The following is a 17083-nucleotide window of genomic DNA, read 5'->3' on the forward strand; positions in this document are numbered from 1 at the left end:
CCTGTCATAGAACCTACCCATGACGGGGGCGCAGCATCGTGCCGCACTGCGGCAAAGGTGTTGCGGCCCGGTGCAACAGTTGCCGCACTTGATGCAACAGGTGTTTCCGGCAAGCCATTGAAATCACGTGGCTCGCGTTTTGCGTTTCGTCCCTGTCGCGCAAGCGGCCACCCTGTCTCTGCATTCGAGGAGGAGACAGAATGAAGGCCCTGCGTTTCCATGCCGCCAAAGATCTGCGTATCGAGGAGATCGCGGCGATTCCCGCCCCCGGCCCCGGTCAGGTGGCGATCCGGAACCGGTTTGTCGGCATTTGCGGCACGGATCTGCACGAATATGCCTACGGCCCGATCTTCATCCCGACGGCGCCGCATCCCTTTACCGGCGCCCATGGCCCGCAGGTTCTGGGGCACGAGTTCGGCGGCGTCGTCACCGCAGTTGGTGCCGGTGTGACCCATGTCGCCGTGGGCGACCGCGTGTCGGTCCAGCCGCTGATCATGCCACGGTCGGGTGACTACTTTGCCGATCGTGGCCTTTTTCACCTGAGCGAGAATCTGGCGCTTGCCGGACTGAGCTGGGTGTCCGGCGGCATGGCCGAGGCAGCGCTGCTCAATGACTATAACGTGGTCCGCATCCCTGACAGGATGAGTGACGAGGAGGCAGCTCTGGTCGAGCCCACCGCCGTCGCCGTCTATGCCTGCGACCGCGGCAAGGTTACCGCCGGCCATTCGGTGTTGATCACCGGCGCGGGGCCGATCGGCATCCTGACCCTGCTGACCGCAAAGGCCTTTGGCGCGACCACCCTGTTCCTGTCCGATCTGAACGACACCCGGCTGGAGCTTGCCCGGAAGATGCTGCCCGGCGTCATCACGCTGAACCCCAAGCGCGACGACATCGGGGCCGCGGTGCGGGCCGCGACCGAGGGGGGTGTCGGCTGTGATGTGGCTCTGGAATGCGTGGGCAATGAACGCGCGCTGCAAGGCTGCCTCGATGCGGTGCGCAAGCAGGGCACCGTCGTGCAGGTCGGGCTGCATCCTGGCAATTCGGGTCTGCACTGGCACACGGTCACCTTCAAGGACGTCGACCTGCGTGGATCGTGGGCCTATCCGACCCACCTCTGGCCGCGCGTCATCGATCTTATCGCTTCGGGCGCGATCCCGGCGGCGCGGGTGGTGACACGCAAGATCCGTCTCGATCAAGCCGTTACCGAGGGCTTCGATGCGCTTCTCGATCCGGCGGGGACGCAGCTCAAGATCCTTATCGATCTGACCTGATCCATCACCACGGGGCGGTGGGGTTGGGAGGCCCCTCTGCCCGGACATATCCAAAGCAAATGGGAGGAGAAACCATGCTTGATACAACATCCGAAGGCGCGCTTGCGGCGCTGGTGGCTGACCTTGAACGCGCATTGGTCGCGCAGGATGCCGATGCAGTGGCAGGCCTGTTCCTTGAAACAGGCTTCTGGCGCGATCTGGCGGCCTTTACCTGGAATCTGAAGACCTGCGAGGGGCGCAGCCAGATTGCCGAAATGGCCCGCGCGCAACTGCCACGGATTGCACCCAAGGCCCTGTCGCTCGACCCGACTGAGACGGTGGCCGAGGCGGGCGGTGTGACCGAGGGCTGGCTGGTGATCGAAACCGCTGCCGGGCGCGGCCAGGGCTATATCCGCATGAAGGAGGGCAAGATCTGGACGCTGCTGACCACCTTGCACGAGTTGAAGGGGCATGAAGAGCCGCGTCGCTTTCGCAGGCCCATGGGGGCAGAGCATGGCCACGATCCAAAGCGCCAGACGTGGAAGGAAAAGCGCGAGGCAGAAGCCGCACGCCTGGGCCATGAAGAGCAGCCCTATGTGCTGGTGATTGGCGGCGGGCAGGGCGGTATCGCCCTTGGCGCGCGGTTGCGCCAGCTGTCGGTTCCGACCATCGTGATCGACAAGCACCCGCGCCCGGGCGATCAGTGGCGCAACCGCTACAAATCGCTCTGCCTGCATGATCCGGTCTGGTACGACCACCTGCCTTACATCCCCTTCCCGGACAACTGGCCGGTCTTCGCCCCCAAGGACAAAGTGGGCGACTGGCTGGAGATGTATACCAAGGTCATGGAGTTGAACTACTGGTCCTCGACCACCGCGAAGTCGGCCAAGTACGACGACGCCAAGGCAGAATGGACCGTCATTGTAGAACGCGACGGGCAAGAGATCACCCTGCGCCCCAAGCAGCTGGTGCTGGCAACCGGCATGTCGGGCAAAGCGAATGTGCCAAAGTTCAAGGGGCAGGATGTCTTCAAGGGCGAGCAGCAGCACTCCAGCCAGCACCCCGGCCCCGATGCCTATCGTGGCAAGAAGGTTGTGGTCATCGGTGCCAACAACTCGGCCCATGACATCTGCGCCGCCCTTTGGGAGAACGGTGCAGATGTGACGATGGTGCAGCGCTCGTCCACGCATATCGTCAAGTCCGACAGCCTGATGGAGGTCTGTCTGGGTGGGCTCTATTCAGAACAGGCGGTGGCGAACGGGATCACGCATGAAAAGGCCGACATGATCTTCGCAAGCGTGCCCTACAAGATCATGGCCGATTTCCACGTCCCGCAATACGCCGAGATCAAAAAGCGCGACGCCGACTTCTATGCCGCGCTTGAGAAGGCGGGCTTCATGCTCGACTTCGGCGATGACGAAAGCGGGCTCTTCATGAAGTATCTGCGCCGCGGGTCGGGCTATTACATCGATGTGGGTGCCTGCGATCTGATCATCGACGGGTCGATCAAGCTGCAATCGGGCAAGGGCATCAGCCATCTGTCGGAAACGGCGGTCGTGCTGGACGACGGAACCGAACTGCCCGCCGATCTGGTGGTCTATGCCACGGGCTATGGGTCGATGAATGGCTGGGCTGCCGATCTGATCAGCCAGGAGGTTGCGGACAAGGTGGGCAAATGCTGGGGCCTCGGGTCCAATACCACCAAAGACCCCGGTCCGTGGGAGGGGGAAGAGCGCAACATGTGGAAGCCCACGATGCAGCAGGGGCTGTGGTTCCACGGTGGAAACCTGCACCAGTCGCGGCACTATTCGCGCTATCTTTCGCTGCAGCTCAAGGCCCGGTACGAGGGGATCGACACGCCCGTCTGGGGGCTTGAAGCGCCGCATCATCTGGCCTGAACCAAGTGGGCTGCCCTGCCTGCGTGCGGGGTGGCCCAATTTCTCCAACCTTACGATTGGCCTGCTGGCAAATAGGGGGAAGGTGCAGGTTTCTGTTGCCAGGTACCTGCGAACCCCGCCTTACGCGGCTAAGCGCAAGGGCTTAAGTTTCGGTTACCCGAGCTGCTTACGCAGCCAGAGCGACCGGAGCACGGTTGTCGTTGGCAACTGTACTTTTGGACCGATAACGGTGGTACCTCACCGAGCGAAAGCTGGCCTCTTTAGACGTTCGTCGATCCTGTTTCGGCCCCCTCCGCGCCCAACGAGCGAGTATTGGTGGAGCCGCCGGGTACCGCCCCCGGGTCCGATCCGCTTATTCCAGGTGCGTTTATCGCCATAGTCCGGGCGAACCCGAACAAGACAGATATAGGCCGGGGGGAAACGGGGCGCAAGGTGGCGCAGGCCGGTCATGAAAAACGTGCCTGCCATGCAAAAGGGGCCGGTCAGAAACCGGCCCCTTTTCAAACTGTGGTCTGATGACGGATCAGAAGCCCGCCTTGATCGCCTCGAACTCGTCGATCATGCGGGTGCGCATTTCGGTCGGGATCGGGGTCTGCGCAAGGATCGTGGTCGAAACCGGATCCACATAATGCGCCTTCAGCGTCTCGGCCGGGATGGTCGCCATCGCGGCGTCATTCGACAGCGCATAGCCCAGTCCATCGAGCAGGGCAGGGGCCGAGGTCGGCGCCAGCAGGCTGTTGATGAAGTCATAGGCCTTTTCTTCGTTGCCGGGGCCGTCCTTGGCGTTCACAAAGCCGCAGAACCAGGTGGCGGCACCCTCAGCAGGGCTGCGCTGGAAGCCGATGGGGAAGCCCTCGTCCTGCAGAAGCGCCACGCCGTCATTCCACGACCAGGCGACCAGAACCTCACCTGTCGCCATCAGCTGCGACATCTCGGCCGGGTCCGACCAATAGGCGCGGACATTCGGGTGCACGGCGCGCAGCCAGTCGGCGGCCGCCTGGAACTGTTCATCGGTGACGTTTTCCCAGCTGGTCAGGCCCGTCGCAAGGAAGGCCAGCGACCACACGTCATCAGTGGAATCGGGCAGCGAGATGCGGCCTGCGTATTTCGGGTCCTCAAACACCTTGAGCGAGGCGACATCAGCCTCGGGCACTTCCTTGGTGTTATAGGCAATCGCGGTATAGGCGTAGTCTGTCGGAATGAACCAGACGCCTTCGCCATCCTTGAACACCTCGGAATCCAGCATCCGTGCGCCGATGTTCGCGAACTCCGGGATCTTCGAGACATCCCATGGCTCGATCAGGCCGGCCTCGCGATAGCGGGCAACGTGGGCGGCGCAGGGGTGCACGATGTCGGCCTTGAAGCCCGACGAGAATTTCTGGAAGGCCTCATCGTCGTCGGCGAAAAACGAATAGGTCGGCTTGTCGCCGTTCTTGGCAACATAGCCATCCATGATCCCGTCAATGTCCCAGCCGGCCCAGTCGAGAACCGTCAGTTCGGAATCGGCGGCGAAGGCGGGCAGGGCGAATGCGAATGCGGCGCCGGCCAGCAAGGTCGTGCGAATGGTCATGGAAGCTCCTCGGCTGTTGGTGCATCCGACCGATCCCCCGGTGCTGCGGATGCATGATGGGCTGACGCTAAGCGAGCGGTTTTCACCCGACAAGAAAAAATTTCGCGAGCAAATCCCCATCGGCGGGAAAACGCAAAATTTTGATCAAAATATGATCGAAGCGTGTCGCGCTGGTCGGTCCTGAGGTTGCGGCAGGGGCCGCACTTCGACAGAATCACCCACGACATACCGAGGATGACATGACCCAGACCAGCCAGACCCTTCGCCCGACGCTTGACCTCGACTTCGTCCGTGGCCAGTTCCCGGCCTTTTCCAGCGCGGCGCTGCAAGGCCAGATGTTCTTCGAGAATGCGGGCGGATCCTATACCTGCAAACCGGTGATCGACCGGTTGTTCCGCTTCTATCATGAACGCAAGGTTCAGCCCTATGCCCCCTATGAGGCAAGCCGCCTTGGCGGGGCCGAGATGGACGAGGCGCGCGCCCGTCTGGCAGCCCTGATGGGAGTTGAGACGGACGAGCTGTCGTTTGGCCCGTCGACCAGCGCCAATACCTTTGTGCTGTCGAACGCGGTCCGCATGTGGCTCGAGGGCAAGAACGCGGCGATCGTCGTCACCAATCAGGATCATGAAGCGAACAGCGGTGTCTGGCGCCGTCTGGCGGACGAGGGCATAGAGGTGCGCGAGTGGCGGATCGACCCGCAGACAGGCCATCTTGATCCTGCAGCACTTGCGCCACTGCTTGCGGACGGCAAGGTGAAGCTGGTGTGCTTCCCGCATTGCTCGAACATCGTGGCCGAGATCAACCCGGTGGCCGAGATCTGCGCCATGGCGCGGGCGGCGGGCGCGTTTACCTGTGTTGATGGTGTCAGCTATGCCCCGCACGGCTTTCCCGACATGGCGGAACTGGGGGCCGACGTTTACCTGTTTTCGGCCTACAAGACCTACGGGCCGCATCAGGGGATCATGGTCCTCCGTCGCGGCATCGGGGCAGAGCTGCCCAATCAGGCGCATTTCTTCAACGGCGATGTCCTTTACAAGCGCTTTACGCCCGCAGGTCCCGATCATGCCCAGGTCGCGGCCTGTGCTGGCATGGCCGATTATGTCGATGCGCTCTACGCCCACCATTTCGGTGCGGCCGCGGCCAGCCCGGTGCAACGGAATACGGCCGTGCATGGTTTGATGCGCGACCACGAGATTGCACTGACCGCGCCTCTTCTCGACTATCTGGCCGCGCGCAACGATCTTCGCCTGATCGGCCCGCGCCAAGCCGCGCGGCGGGCGCCCACGCTTGCCGTGGCGCTGGATCGCCCGGCCCTGCCGGTTGCCACCGCGCTTGCGGGTCATGGCATCATGGCGGGGGGCGGCGATTTCTACGGCGTCCGTCCGCTGGGGGCGCTTGGCGTTGACCTGGAAAAGGGCGTACTGCGGCTGAGCTTCGTGCATTATACGACGAAGGCCGAGGTCGACCACCTGATCGGCGCACTGGACCATGTTCTGAAGGCCTGAGTCCACGCAATGGGGGAATCCCCTTTCCATCGCTTCGGGTGCGCCTTATGGTGAACCCGAGGCTGCAAGAGGTGCTTGATGTCCCGCTCTATAGACTATGGCAACCTGATGCACCGCGCCATGCGGGGGCTGATCCAGACTGTCCTGAAGGACGTGGCCGATCACGGTTTGCCCGGGGCGCACCATTTCTTCATCACCTTCGACACGACTTACCCCGGTGTCGAGATCGCCGACTGGTTGCGCGCGCGCTATCCTGAGGAAATGACTGTTGTCATCCAGCACTGGTTCGAGAACCTCGAGGTGACGGATGAGGGGTTCTCGGTCACGCTGAATTTCGGCAATGCGCCCGAACCGCTGATCATCCCGTTCGATTCCGTGCGCACCTTTGTCGACCCGTCGGTAGAGTTCGGGCTGCGGTTCGAAACCCATGCCGATGATGAGGATGACGACGACGAGATCGACGACGAGGACGATGTGGAAGAATCGCCCGCCCGTCCGCACGAGGCCGAGATCGTCAGTCTGGACAAATTCCGCAAGTAACCATCCAGAAATGCAGGATGTTAGCGGTATACATATGTATGCCGATTGATTTCCCATGTTCCGGCGCATAGAAGAGGCGGGCAAATTTCTGGAGGCTTGCCCATGACCGCCACCCGCACCGAGACCGACAGCTTTGGCCCGCTCGAGGTTCCCGCCGACAAGTACTGGGGCGCGCAGACCCAGCGTTCGATCATGAACTTCCCCATCGGCTGGGAAAAGCAGCCCGTGGCCATCGTGCGCGCGCTTGGCGTCATCAAGAAGGCTTGCGCCCTGGTGAACAAGGCGCAGGGTGACATGGCGCCCGAACTTGCCGACGCGGTCGCCGCTGCCGCGCAAGAGGTGATCGACGGCAAGTTTGATGACAACTTCCCGCTGGTGGTCTGGCAGACCGGATCGGGCACGCAGTCGAACATGAACGCCAACGAGGTGATCTCGAACCGCGCGATCGAGATGCTGGGCGGCGTGAAAGGCTCCAAAAAGCCGGTCCACCCGAACGATCATGTGAACATGGGGCAGTCGTCGAACGATACATTCCCCACGGCGATGCACGTGGCGATTGGCATGATGGCTCGCGATGTGCTGATCCCCGGCCTTGAGAAACTGCACAAGGCACTTGTCGCCAAGTCGGAAGAGTTCAAGGACATCATCAAGATCGGCCGCACCCACACGCAGGATGCAACGCCCCTGACTCTGGGCCAGGAATTCGGCGGCTATGCCAAGCAGGTGGAAAAGGGCATCGCCCGCGTCAAGGCCTGCCTGCCCGACATCTATGAACTGGCGCAAGGCGGCACCGCCGTCGGCACCGGGCTGAATACGCGCGTCGGCTGGGATACCCGCGTCGCCGCACAGATCGCCGAGATCACGGGCCTTCCGTTCGTCACCGCGCCCAACAAGTTCGAGGCGCTGGCCGCGCATGATGCAATGGTCATGTTCTCGGGCGCGCTGAAGACCGTGGCGGCGAGCCTCTTCAAGATCGCGAACGACATGCGCCTGCTTGGCTCGGGCCCCCGCTCGGGTCTGGGCGAGCTGATCCTGCCAGAGAACGAGCCGGGCAGCAGCATCATGCCGGGCAAGGTGAACCCGACCCAGGCCGAGGCGCTGACCATGGTGTGCGCGCATGTCATGGGCAATGACGCGGCGATTGGCTTTGCCGGTTCGCAGGGCCATTTCGAACTGAATGTCTACAATCCGATGATGTCCTACAACGTGCTGCAATCGATGCAGCTTCTGGGCGATGCGGCAGGGTCGTTCACCGACAACATGGTGGTCGGCACGCAGGCCAATGTCGCGCGCATCGACAAGCTGATGAAGGAATCGCTGATGCTGGTGACGGCGCTGGCACCGACCATCGGCTATGACAACGCCACGAAGGTCGCGAAGACCGCGCACAAGAACGGCACCACGCTGCGCGAAGAGGCGATTGCGCTTGGCTTTGTCGATGGCGAGACTTTCGACCGCGTCGTGCGCCCGGAAGACATGATCAGCCCGAAAGGGTGAGGCACGGTCGGGGGCGCACTTCGCGCCCCCTATGAGGCGCTCCGGTGGAGCGTTTCGAGTGCCGAACGCCCGAGCAAACCTGCGAGGGTAGTCGATCAAGGAGATGCCGATGGCCGAGGTGGTAAACCTCAACCGGTTTCGCAAGGACAGGCAGCGCGCGGAAAAGCGCGCCGAGGCCGATGCCAATGCCGTGCGGTTTGGTCGGACCAAGGCCGAGAAGGATCTGGAAAAGCAAAGGGCGGCCAAGGCCGCCCGAGAGCTTGATGCGCATCAGCGCGAAGCTGACAAAGATCAGGAATAAAGCGCGGCGCGCACACGTTCGGCAACCGAGGTGGCCGAGGGGTCAGTTTTCTCTGTCTCGCGCGCCTTGGCCTCACGGCTGCGCAGCGCGTTCTGCTTTCGGCAAATCTCTGCGCGGGATACTTTAGGAACCGTTTCGATCGCAGGTGTGACCGACCGCGATTTCCGACCAAACAACGCCAACCCCAGACGGAACCGCGAGCCACCATTCCGTGCCCCGGAGCTGTCGAAACCCATCATGCGAAACCCCCAGTTTCGGTATTTTTCGTCGCTTGAACATGCGACCGGTGGCAGCCGACTCGCATTTGATCACCCTAGCAGGATGTCCCGATTTTGGGGAGAATGATTCAACGATGCGATCAATTTCCGGTTATTGACTGGCGATCGGAAACAGCGCTTGCGTGCATTTGCATGTTTCGGTGGCATTCCCGCAACTTGCCCGCCAGAACGGAGCGGGACCAGATCAGGAGAAGGCGATGACGATGCGCCCCACGAAACACTCGCTGACACTGCGCGGTCATCGCACCAGCGTATCACTGGAGGCCGAGTTCTGGGATGGGTTCAAGGCAATGGCACTTGCGCGTGGCAAGGGGTTGAACGAGCTGGCGGTCGAGATTGACGAGGCGCGTGACGGCGATATCGGTCTTGCCAGTGCCATCCGCCTAGCTGTGTTGCGGCACTACAGGGCCAGCCAGACCTGAGGCGGGAATTTGCGTCATTTGGCGATGCGTCGGTGATCCGCTTTGATATCCTGATCGTAAAGACGTGAAAGATCAGGATGTTCGCCGATATGTCTGCCCAACCGCTTCTCGTCTGGTTTCGCCGGGACCTTCGGCTGAACGACCATCCGATGCTGACTGCAGCCGTCCAGGAAGGGCGTCCTCTGATCCCGGTGTTCATCCTGGACCCCGAGACCGAAGAGATCGGTGCTGCGGCGAAGTGGCGGCTTGGATTGGCGCTCGCCGCCTTTGCGGAGAGCCTTGGCGCCATGGGCCAGCGTCTGGTGCTGCGGCGTGGCCCGGCGCTTGAGACGCTTCGCGCCCTGATCAGTGAAAGCAACGCCACAGGGGTATATTGGACGCGCGCCTATGATCCGGCGTCGCGCGCGCGCGACAGCGCAATCAAGGAAGCGCTGCGGGCCGAGGGAATCGAGGCGCAAAGCCATCCCGGATTCACCCTGCACGAACCCTGGCAGGTCGAGACCGGGCAGGGTGGGTGCTACCGTGTCTATTCACCATTCTGGCGCGCGGTGAAGGACCGCCCGGTTGCCGCGCCCTTGCCTGCGCCGGCCCGGCTGCTGATCCCGGCCGCATGGCCCCGGTCGGACAAGCTGGACGACTGGCGGTTGGGGGCAGCCATGCGCCGGGGGGCTGCGGTCTGCGCACCCTATCAGCATGTCGGTGAACCCGCCGCGCAGGATCGGCTGGCCGCGTTTCTGGACCAAAAGGTCGCGGGCTATCGTGCCGCGCGGGACTTGATGGGTGAGGATGCCACCTCTGGCCTGTCCGAGAACCTGACCTATGGCGAGATTTCCCCGCGTACCATCTGGCATGCAGGATTTCGCGCGATGCAGCAGGGTGCCGCAGGCGCCGAGCATTTCCTCAAGGAACTGGTCTGGCGCGAGTTCGCCTGGCATCTGCTCTATCACTTCCCGACGCTTGCCGATCAGAACTGGCGCGAAGGCTGGGACGCCTTTCCATGGCGCGGCGACAACGAGGATGCCGAGCGGTGGCGTCGGGGCTTGACGGGTGAGCCGCTGGTCGATGCGGCCATGCGGCAGATGTATGTGACCGGCACCATGCACAACCGCGCCCGGATGATTGCTGCAAGCTATCTGACCAAGCACCTGATGACCGATTGGCGGGTAGGCCTGCGCTGGTTTGCCGACTGCCTGACAGACTGGGACCCGGCGGCGAATGCGATGGGCTGGCAATGGGTTGCGGGCTGTGGCCCCGATGCTGCCCCGTATTTCCGCATCTTCAATCCGGCAGGGCAGGCCGATAAGTTCGATGTCGATGCCCGATACCGCCGCCGTTTCGTGGCAGAACTGTCCCGCACCCCCGAGCCCGAGGCCATCGCCTATTTCCGCGCTGTGCCGAAACGCTGGGGCCTTGATCCCGCGCAACCCTATCCCGCGCCCCTGATCTCGCTGGACGCAGGGCGCAGGCGTGCTTTGGAAGCCTATGAACAACGTAACGCTTGAGTGATGGCCCACCTTCGGGAATCATCTGGAAAGACCCGGCCGCAGAATGCCGGGGGAGGTATGTGAAATGACGGTGCTTACTTCGTCGCAGGGCCAGCACGGCCTGCCGCGATACTTTGCGCAGGTGTTGCGCGTGCTGGAGCGGTTGCAGACCGGGCAGCTTGACTTCGTTCTGCCTGACGGGCGGCGGTTTCGGTCACAGGGCAGCCAGCCCGGCCCGGTGGCCGAGGTTCGGGTGCGCAACGCCGATGTATTCTCGCGGCTGATCCGCGAGGGGGATCTGGGCTTCTGCGATGCCTATCTGGATGGTGACTGGGATACGCCCGACCTGCAGGCCTTCATGGATCTGGTGCAGATCCCCGCCAACAACGCGGTGAACGACGGCTTTCCCGGCATGGGTCTGGTGCGGGCCTATGAGCGGATGCGCCACTGGATGCGCTCGAACTCTCGCACGCAGGCCCGGCGCAACATTGCCTACCACTACGATCTGGGGAACGACTTCTACAAGTTGTGGCTGGACGATACGATGACCTATTCCAGCGCGCTTTTCACCAGCGGGCAGGAAAGCCTCGAAGCCGCGCAGACGGCGAAATACGCCTCGATGATCGATCAGATGGGCGCCAAGGCTGGCGATCATCTGCTGGAGATCGGCTGCGGTTGGGGGGGATTTGCCGAATATGCGGCGCGCGAGCGGGGTATGCGCGTGACCGGTCTGACGATCTCGAAAGAGCAGCATGACTTCGCCCAGGATCGCATCCAGAAGGCCGGCCTTGCCGACCGGGTAGAGATCCGTCTGCAAGATTACCGCGATGAGAGGGGGCGCTACGACGGCATAGCCTCAATCGAGATGTTCGAGGCGGTGGGCGAAAAGTACTGGCCCACCTACTTCAACGCGGTGCACAACTGCCTGAAGCCCGGCGCCAATGCGACGCTGCAGATCATCACTGTGCCCGACCACAGATTTGAATCCTATCGCAGGACGGTGGATTTCATCCAGAAATACATCTTCCCCGGCGGGATGCTTCCCTCGCCTTCGGCCTTGCAGCGCGAGATCACAACAGCGGGATTGCGGCTGAAAGGCTCGATAGAGTTCGGCCACAGCTACAGCCTGACCCTGCGCCGCTGGTATGACACCTTCAACGGGCGCTGGCCCGAGGTGAGCCGTTTGGGCTTTGATGACCGCTTCCGCAGGATGTGGAATTTCTACCTGACCTCTTGCGCAGGTGCCTTTGAGGGCGGAAACTGCGACGTGACGCAGATCACGATGACGCGGCCGGGTTGAGGGCTGCGCGAGGGGCAGGAAAAGCATGCCGACAGCGGGAAAGCTGGCAGGTGCCGTGGTGTTCGCGGCCATAGCTTGGGTGGTGACTGAACTCTACGCGCGCGCGATCCCGCCCGATCAGGCCTTTGGCGACTACCGGTCCATCGCGGCCTTCATTGGCCTTGTATGCGGCTGGCGTATCATGGGCCCACAGGCTGACCGGCCCCTGATGGTCACGTTGAGCGCAGGGCTTCAGACATCGCTGATGACCGTGGTCTTCTGCCTGCTTGCGCTCTCGATCTATCAGATGGTCATCAAGTCGCTTCGGATGCTCTACGACGGGCCGGTTGCCGCGGTCGTGGGCATCTTCGAGATGGCTGTGGAATATGGTCTTGTGCTGATCAATGGCCCCGTCCTTCTGGCCATCGTTCTGGGCGGGTTCATCGGCGGCTGGATCTCGGGCATCGTCGGGCGGAACTATCCGTGACGGTGCTGTTCTTTTACGGAACGCTGCGGCACCTGCCGCTCTTGCAGCAGGTCCTGGGGCGAGAGGTCGCGGTAGAACCGGCGGCTCTGCCAGGCCATACCGTCGCACGGGCCGAGGCTGGTGACTGGCCGACCCTTGTTCCGCTTGCAGGCGCTTTGGCGTCGGGGTCCCTGATGCGGGATGTGACCGACAGCGATCTGGAGCGGCTGGATTTCTATGAGGGTGGTTTCGGATACCGTCTCGCCGCGCAATCGGTGCGGGTCTCGGATGGCACGACCCTGACGGCGCTGGTCTATATGCCGCCAGAGGGGCAGGGCAGCGCGGGCGATTGGAGCCTTGATGACTGGCGCCTCAATTGGGGCGATGTTGCGGTCGCAACGGCGGCCGATGTGATGATGCTGATGGGCCAGCGCAGCGGGGCAGAGGTCGCGCGGCGCTATGGTCTGATGCAGGTGCGCGGCGCCAGTCGGTTGCGTGCGGCAACAGCGGCCCCGGCAACCCGGCGCCACCATGCCGGCGATAGCGATGTGCAGGTTCTGCGTCACCGGCAAAGCTATGCGAATTTCTTTGCGCTTGAAGAATACGACCTGACCTATCGCCGCTTCGACGGATCGCGCAGCCCGGTGATCAACCGCGCGGTTTTCGTCTCGGGCGATGCCGTGACGGTACTGCCCTATGATCCGGCGCGCGACCGCGTGCTGCTGATCGAACAGTTCCGTGCCGGGCCGATGGGGCGGGGTGATCCGCAGCCCTGGCTGCTTGAAGCCATCGCAGGGCGCATCGATGCGGGCGAGACACCCGAACAGGCCGCGCGGCGCGAGGCGGTCGAGGAGGCCGGCCTGAACCTCGGGGCGCTGGAATTCGTTGCGGGCTATTACCCGTCGCCCGGTGCGAAAAGCGAATACATCTATTCCTATGTCGCCCTGACCGATCTGCCCGATGGCATCGAGGGCGTGTTCGGCGTCGAGGGCGAGGCCGAGGATATCCGCGGACATCTTATTGAATTTGAAGCCCTTATGTCGCTGATCGCGAGTGGCGAGGTGAACAACGCCCCCCTGATGCTGACGGCATTGTGGCTTCAGCGTGAGCGGGCACGTTTGCGAACGCCGCGCCACGGCGATAGCGATAACACGTCTGTGTGAAGTGGTGTTACATTCCTCGAATCCGCGACGGATGCGTCCTATCTTGACGTAAAATGTCGGAAACCGTGCAGGCACTGGTTGTGGTTTGTGCGGTCCGTTGTAAAGTGTCTGCCCCGCAAGGCTTTTGGCTTCGGGGCGAGAAAGGGGGACAGTCAATGTCGAGCTATGCGAACCTTCCGGCGCCCAGCCCAGAACAGGGGCTGAACCGCTATCTTCAAGAGATCCGCAAGTTCCCGCTGCTGGAACCGGAAGAAGAATACATGCTGGCCAAGGCCTGGGTTGATCATCAGGACCCCAAGGCCGCCCACCGGCTTGTGACCAGTCACCTTCGGCTGGCCGCAAAGATCGCCATGGGCTATCGCGGCTACGGTCTGCCGCAGGCCGAGGTGATTTCCGAAGCGAACGTCGGCCTGATGCAGGCCGTGAAGCGGTTTGACCCCGAAAAGGGCTTCCGCCTCGCGACCTATGCCATGTGGTGGATCCGCGCCTCGATCCAGGAATACATCCTGCGGTCCTGGAGCCTTGTGAAACTGGGTACCACCTCGGCGCAGAAAAAGCTGTTCTTCAACCTCCGCAAGGCCAAGGCCAAGGTCGGTGCGCTTGAAGACGGCGACCTGCGTCCCGAAAACGTGGCTCAGATCGCCAAGGATCTGTCGGTGACCGAGGATGAGGTCATCGATATGAACCGGCGCCTGTCTGGCTCGGATGCCTCGCTGAATGCGACGGTGGGTTCGGACGGCGATTCCTCGACCCAATGGCAGGACTGGCTTGAGGATGAGGACAGCGATCAGGCAGGCGCCTATGCCGAGCGTGACGAACTGGACGCCCGCCGTGCCTTGCTGGCGCAGGCGATGTCGGTGCTCAACGACCGCGAAAAGGACATCCTGGTGCAGCGCCGTCTGAGCGAAGACCCGGTCACGCTTGAAGAGTTGTCCGATAGCTACGGCGTCAGCCGCGAGCGGATCCGCCAGATCGAGGTGCGTGCCTTTGAAAAACTGCAGGCCAAGATGAAAGAACTGGCCCGCGGCAAGGGGATGCTGGCCAAAGTCTGATCGCAGCAACGCAGACAGAAGGAAAAGGGGCGGCTTTCGGGCCGCCCCTTTTTCGTATCGCGGCCAGCCCATCCTGCCCGTGATCCGCCGAGGCCATGCCCTGCAGTTGAAAATGTGATCGGGCAGGGGTTTACTTCGCGTCGCGTTTCGTGTCCAAAGCGTCGTATTTAGTTGCTTTGTCGTTTGCGCGCATGTTGCGCGGCGGCGTGGCGTTGATCCTGCGGGCAGGTGTCAGTACCAAGGCGCAAACGGAACAAGGACCCTGACCGATGACCATGCCCTCTGACATGCTGAAGACGTTCATAAAGCCGATGCACCCCGAAGGCATCAAGTTCGTCGCGATCTTTGGTCTGGTTACCCTGCTGCTGTTCTGGCTTTGGGACCCGCTGGGCTGGATCGGGGTCGGGCTGACCATCTGGTGCTACTACTTCTTCCGCGATCCCAAGCGTGCCGTGCCGCAGGGCGATGGCTTGATGATCTCTCCCGCCGACGGTGTCGTGTCGCTGATCGAACGTGCGGTTCCGCCGCCTGAGCTGGGCATGGCAAGCGACCCGCTGCTGCGCGTTTCCGTATTCATGTCAGTCTTCAACTGCCATGTGAACCGTGCGCCCATCGCGGGTAAGCTGGTGGAGATGGCCTACCGCCCTGGCAAATTCCTGAACGCCTCGCTCGACAAGGCGTCCGAGGACAACGAGCGCAACTCGCTGTGCCTTGAGCTTGCCGACGGCCGCCGCATCGCAGTCGTGCAGATCGCAGGTCTGGTCGCGCGCCGGATCGTGCCCTTTGTGTCAGAAGGGCAGAGCCTGAAGACGGGTGAGCGTTTTGGCCTTATCCGCTTTGGCAGCCGCGTCGATGTCTATCTTCCCGAAGGTGTGTCGCCGCTGGTCGCCGTGGGACAGACCTGTATTGCAGGCGAGACGGTGATCGCCGAGCTGGGCCGCGAGTTGCCCCAACGCCTTGCAAAGCTGGTCTGAGCGATGGAACCCGCGCCGCGTCGCCTTTCGCTGATCGGGCTTGTGCCCAATATGCTGACGGTTGGCGCGCTTTGCGCTGGCCTGACGGCCATTCGGTTTGCCATCGAGGGCCACTTTCGTCTGGCATTGTTGCTGATTGTGCTGGCGGCGATCATGGACGGACTCGACGGCCGGATTGCGCGCCTGCTGAGGTCTGAGAGCCAGATCGGTGCCGAACTGGACAGCCTGTGCGACTTTGTCAATTTCGGCGTGGCGCCGGGCCTGATCCTGTGGATCTGGGCGCTGCAGGACATGCGCGCGGCGGGCTGGATTGCCGTGCTGATCTATGCCGTCTCGTGCCTTCTGCGGCTTGCGCGGTTCAATCTGGGCAACCGCGCAATCGACAAGGTGGCCGAGAAGGCGGGCTTTCAGGGTGTGCCCTCGCCTGCCGGGGCGATGCTGGCCTTCCTGCCCATGTTCCTCAGCTTCGCCATCGATGCCGAACAGCCGTTCCATGGCAGCATCGTCGCGGTTTACATGGCGGGCGTCGGGGCGCTGATGATCGGGCGTTTCCGCACGCCGTCGTTCAAGAAGCTGACCTTCGAGGCACGGTATGTGCGCTATGTGGTGGTGGCCTTTGCAGGTCTGATCGCAGCGCTGATCGCCTACCCATGGGCCACGCTGGTGGCGCTAGACCTGATCTATGTCGGCATCGTCGGCTTCAGCATGGTCCGCCGCGACAAGACACCCGATGCAGGGCCGACCGAAACCTGATGATTTGAAAGGAGCCCCGGATGGAGCTTGAAGCCGTCGCGAAATCCTATGCCCGCTGGGCCCCGGTTTATGATCGCACCTTTGGCGCGGTCACCCATGCTGGACGGCGGCGCGCGACGAGCTTTGCCAACCATGTCGGCGGCACGGTGCTGGAAGTCGGGGTTGGCACTGGCCTGGCCTTGCCATTCTATGCCCCGCATATGCAGGTGACAGGCATCGACTTTTCCGAAGAGATGCTGGCCAAGGCGCATGAACGGGTGGCCGAGCAAGGGCTGCGCCATGTGCGCGAACTGCGTCAGATGGATGCGCGGGCGCTGGATTTCGCGGACGAGAGTTTCGACACCGTTTGCGCCATGCATATCATGTCGGTCGTCCCTGAGCCCGAGCGCGTTCTGGCCGAAATGGCGCGGGTTTGTCGGCGCGGTGGCCATGTGCTGATCACCAACCACTTCGCGGCCGAGGGCAAGGGGGCGCTGGCCAGGATCGAGCGGATGGTTGCGCCGCTGTCCGATCTGCTTGGCTGGCACAGCGACTTTGATCGTGCCCGTGTGCTGGGCGATGCCCGGCTCGAACTGGTCGAAGAGGACGGGTTGCCGCCACTTGGCCTCATGACCTATCTGCGGCTACGTCGCCGCGACTAAGGCTGTTTGC

At 62.6% G+C, this 17083-nt stretch carries 18 protein-coding genes and 1 other RNA gene; 16 read left to right on the top strand and 3 right to left on the bottom strand.

What is annotated here, in order from left to right:
• The first annotated feature begins 200 nt into the window (after window positions 1-200).
• Together FQU74_RS03935 and FQU74_RS03940 are read left to right on the top strand one after the other, a co-directional pair.
• Window positions 201-1271 (top strand): 2,3-butanediol dehydrogenase, encoded by a 1071-nt coding sequence (locus tag FQU74_RS03935; RefSeq protein WP_146285123.1) that lies wholly within the window; start codon window positions 201-203, stop codon window positions 1269-1271.
• Between the two features lie 74 nt (window positions 1272-1345).
• Entirely contained in the window at window positions 1346-3148 is a 1803-nt protein-coding gene (locus FQU74_RS03940) for an NAD(P)-binding domain-containing protein (protein ID WP_146285124.1), read from the top strand.
• A gap of 81 nt (window positions 3149-3229) precedes the next feature.
• Here the strand turns inward: FQU74_RS03940 and ssrA are convergent.
• Together ssrA and FQU74_RS03950 are read right to left on the bottom strand one after the other, a co-directional pair.
• Window positions 3230-3583, bottom strand: a transfer-messenger RNA (tmRNA) gene (ssrA, locus tag FQU74_RS03945).
• Window positions 3584-3671: 88 nt separating this feature from the next.
• Window positions 3672-4718 carry an extracellular solute-binding protein gene (locus tag FQU74_RS03950; RefSeq protein WP_146285125.1) on the bottom strand — a complete coding sequence of 349 codons (1047 nt, stop codon included), beginning with the start codon at window positions 4716-4718 and terminating at the stop codon, window positions 3672-3674.
• Here FQU74_RS03950 and FQU74_RS03955 point away from each other — a divergent pair.
• The 5 genes from FQU74_RS03955 (at window position 4711) to FQU74_RS03975 (ending at window position 8561) form a co-directional block, all read left to right on the top strand.
• Complete coding sequence (locus FQU74_RS03955; RefSeq protein ID WP_146285126.1) at window positions 4711-4902, top strand: hypothetical protein; 192 nt, start codon at window positions 4711-4713, stop codon at window positions 4900-4902. The genes FQU74_RS03950 and FQU74_RS03955 overlap by 8 nt on opposite strands.
• A gap of 55 nt (window positions 4903-4957) precedes the next feature.
• Window positions 4958-6223, top strand: a complete 1266-nt coding sequence (locus FQU74_RS03960) for an aminotransferase class V-fold PLP-dependent enzyme (RefSeq protein ID WP_146285127.1) — start codon at window positions 4958-4960, stop codon at window positions 6221-6223.
• Window positions 6224-6301: 78 nt separating this feature from the next.
• The gene (locus FQU74_RS03965) at window positions 6302-6763 is read left to right on the top strand and encodes an SspB family protein (RefSeq protein WP_146285128.1); all 462 of its coding nucleotides are present in this window, start codon (window positions 6302-6304) and stop codon (window positions 6761-6763) included.
• 102 nt (window positions 6764-6865) lie between these two features.
• Entirely contained in the window at window positions 6866-8260 is a 1395-nt protein-coding gene (gene fumC / locus FQU74_RS03970) for a class II fumarate hydratase (protein WP_146285129.1), read from the top strand.
• 109 nt (window positions 8261-8369) lie between these two features.
• On the top strand, window positions 8370-8561 hold the full coding sequence (locus tag FQU74_RS03975; protein ID WP_146285130.1) for a DUF4169 family protein: 192 nt from the start codon (window positions 8370-8372) through the stop codon (window positions 8559-8561).
• Here FQU74_RS03975 and FQU74_RS03980 read toward each other — a convergent pair.
• A complete protein-coding gene (locus FQU74_RS03980) occupies window positions 8552-8800 on the bottom strand; it encodes a hypothetical protein (protein ID WP_146285131.1) in 249 nt (82 codons plus the stop codon). The two genes, FQU74_RS03975 and FQU74_RS03980, sit on opposite strands and share 10 nt — an antisense overlap.
• A 236-nt stretch (window positions 8801-9036) precedes the next feature.
• On the opposite strand from FQU74_RS03980, the gene FQU74_RS03985 reads away from it, so the two are divergent.
• From FQU74_RS03985 to FQU74_RS04025, 9 genes are all read left to right on the top strand, one after another.
• Window positions 9037-9261 carry a ribbon-helix-helix domain-containing protein gene (locus tag FQU74_RS03985; RefSeq protein ID WP_146285132.1) on the top strand — a complete coding sequence of 75 codons (225 nt, stop codon included), beginning with the start codon at window positions 9037-9039 and terminating at the stop codon, window positions 9259-9261.
• Window positions 9262-9338: 77 nt separating this feature from the next.
• On the top strand, window positions 9339-10763 hold the full coding sequence (locus FQU74_RS03990; protein ID WP_188781567.1) for a cryptochrome/photolyase family protein: 1425 nt from the start codon (window positions 9339-9341) through the stop codon (window positions 10761-10763).
• Window positions 10764-10830: 67 nt separating this feature from the next.
• Entirely contained in the window at window positions 10831-12045 is a 1215-nt protein-coding gene (locus FQU74_RS03995; protein ID WP_146285134.1) for an SAM-dependent methyltransferase, read from the top strand.
• A 25-nt stretch (window positions 12046-12070) separates the two neighbouring features.
• Entirely contained in the window at window positions 12071-12511 is a 441-nt protein-coding gene (locus FQU74_RS04000) for a TrgA family protein (RefSeq protein WP_146285135.1), read from the top strand.
• Window positions 12508-13653 carry a gamma-glutamylcyclotransferase gene (locus tag FQU74_RS04005; protein ID WP_277752289.1) on the top strand — a complete coding sequence of 382 codons (1146 nt, stop codon included), beginning with the start codon at window positions 12508-12510 and terminating at the stop codon, window positions 13651-13653. The genes FQU74_RS04000 and FQU74_RS04005 overlap by 4 nt, the downstream gene beginning before the upstream one ends.
• A 155-nt stretch (window positions 13654-13808) precedes the next feature.
• On the top strand, window positions 13809-14705 hold the full coding sequence (gene rpoH, locus FQU74_RS04010; protein WP_146285136.1) for an RNA polymerase sigma factor RpoH: 897 nt from the start codon (window positions 13809-13811) through the stop codon (window positions 14703-14705).
• A 275-nt stretch (window positions 14706-14980) separates the two neighbouring features.
• Window positions 14981-15679 carry a phosphatidylserine decarboxylase gene (locus FQU74_RS04015; RefSeq protein WP_229704353.1) on the top strand — a complete coding sequence of 233 codons (699 nt, stop codon included), beginning with the start codon at window positions 14981-14983 and terminating at the stop codon, window positions 15677-15679.
• Between the two features lie 3 nt (window positions 15680-15682).
• Complete coding sequence (locus FQU74_RS04020; RefSeq protein ID WP_146285137.1) at window positions 15683-16432, top strand: CDP-alcohol phosphatidyltransferase family protein; 750 nt, start codon at window positions 15683-15685, stop codon at window positions 16430-16432.
• A 20-nt stretch (window positions 16433-16452) separates the two neighbouring features.
• Complete coding sequence (locus FQU74_RS04025; protein WP_146285138.1) at window positions 16453-17073, top strand: class I SAM-dependent methyltransferase; 621 nt, start codon at window positions 16453-16455, stop codon at window positions 17071-17073.
• Window positions 17074-17083: the final 10 nt, after the last annotated feature.

Origin of the sequence: Gemmobacter aquaticus (assembly GCF_007859075.1) — a bacterium.
Taxonomy (GTDB): Bacteria; Pseudomonadota; Alphaproteobacteria; order Rhodobacterales; family Rhodobacteraceae; genus Gemmobacter; species Gemmobacter aquaticus.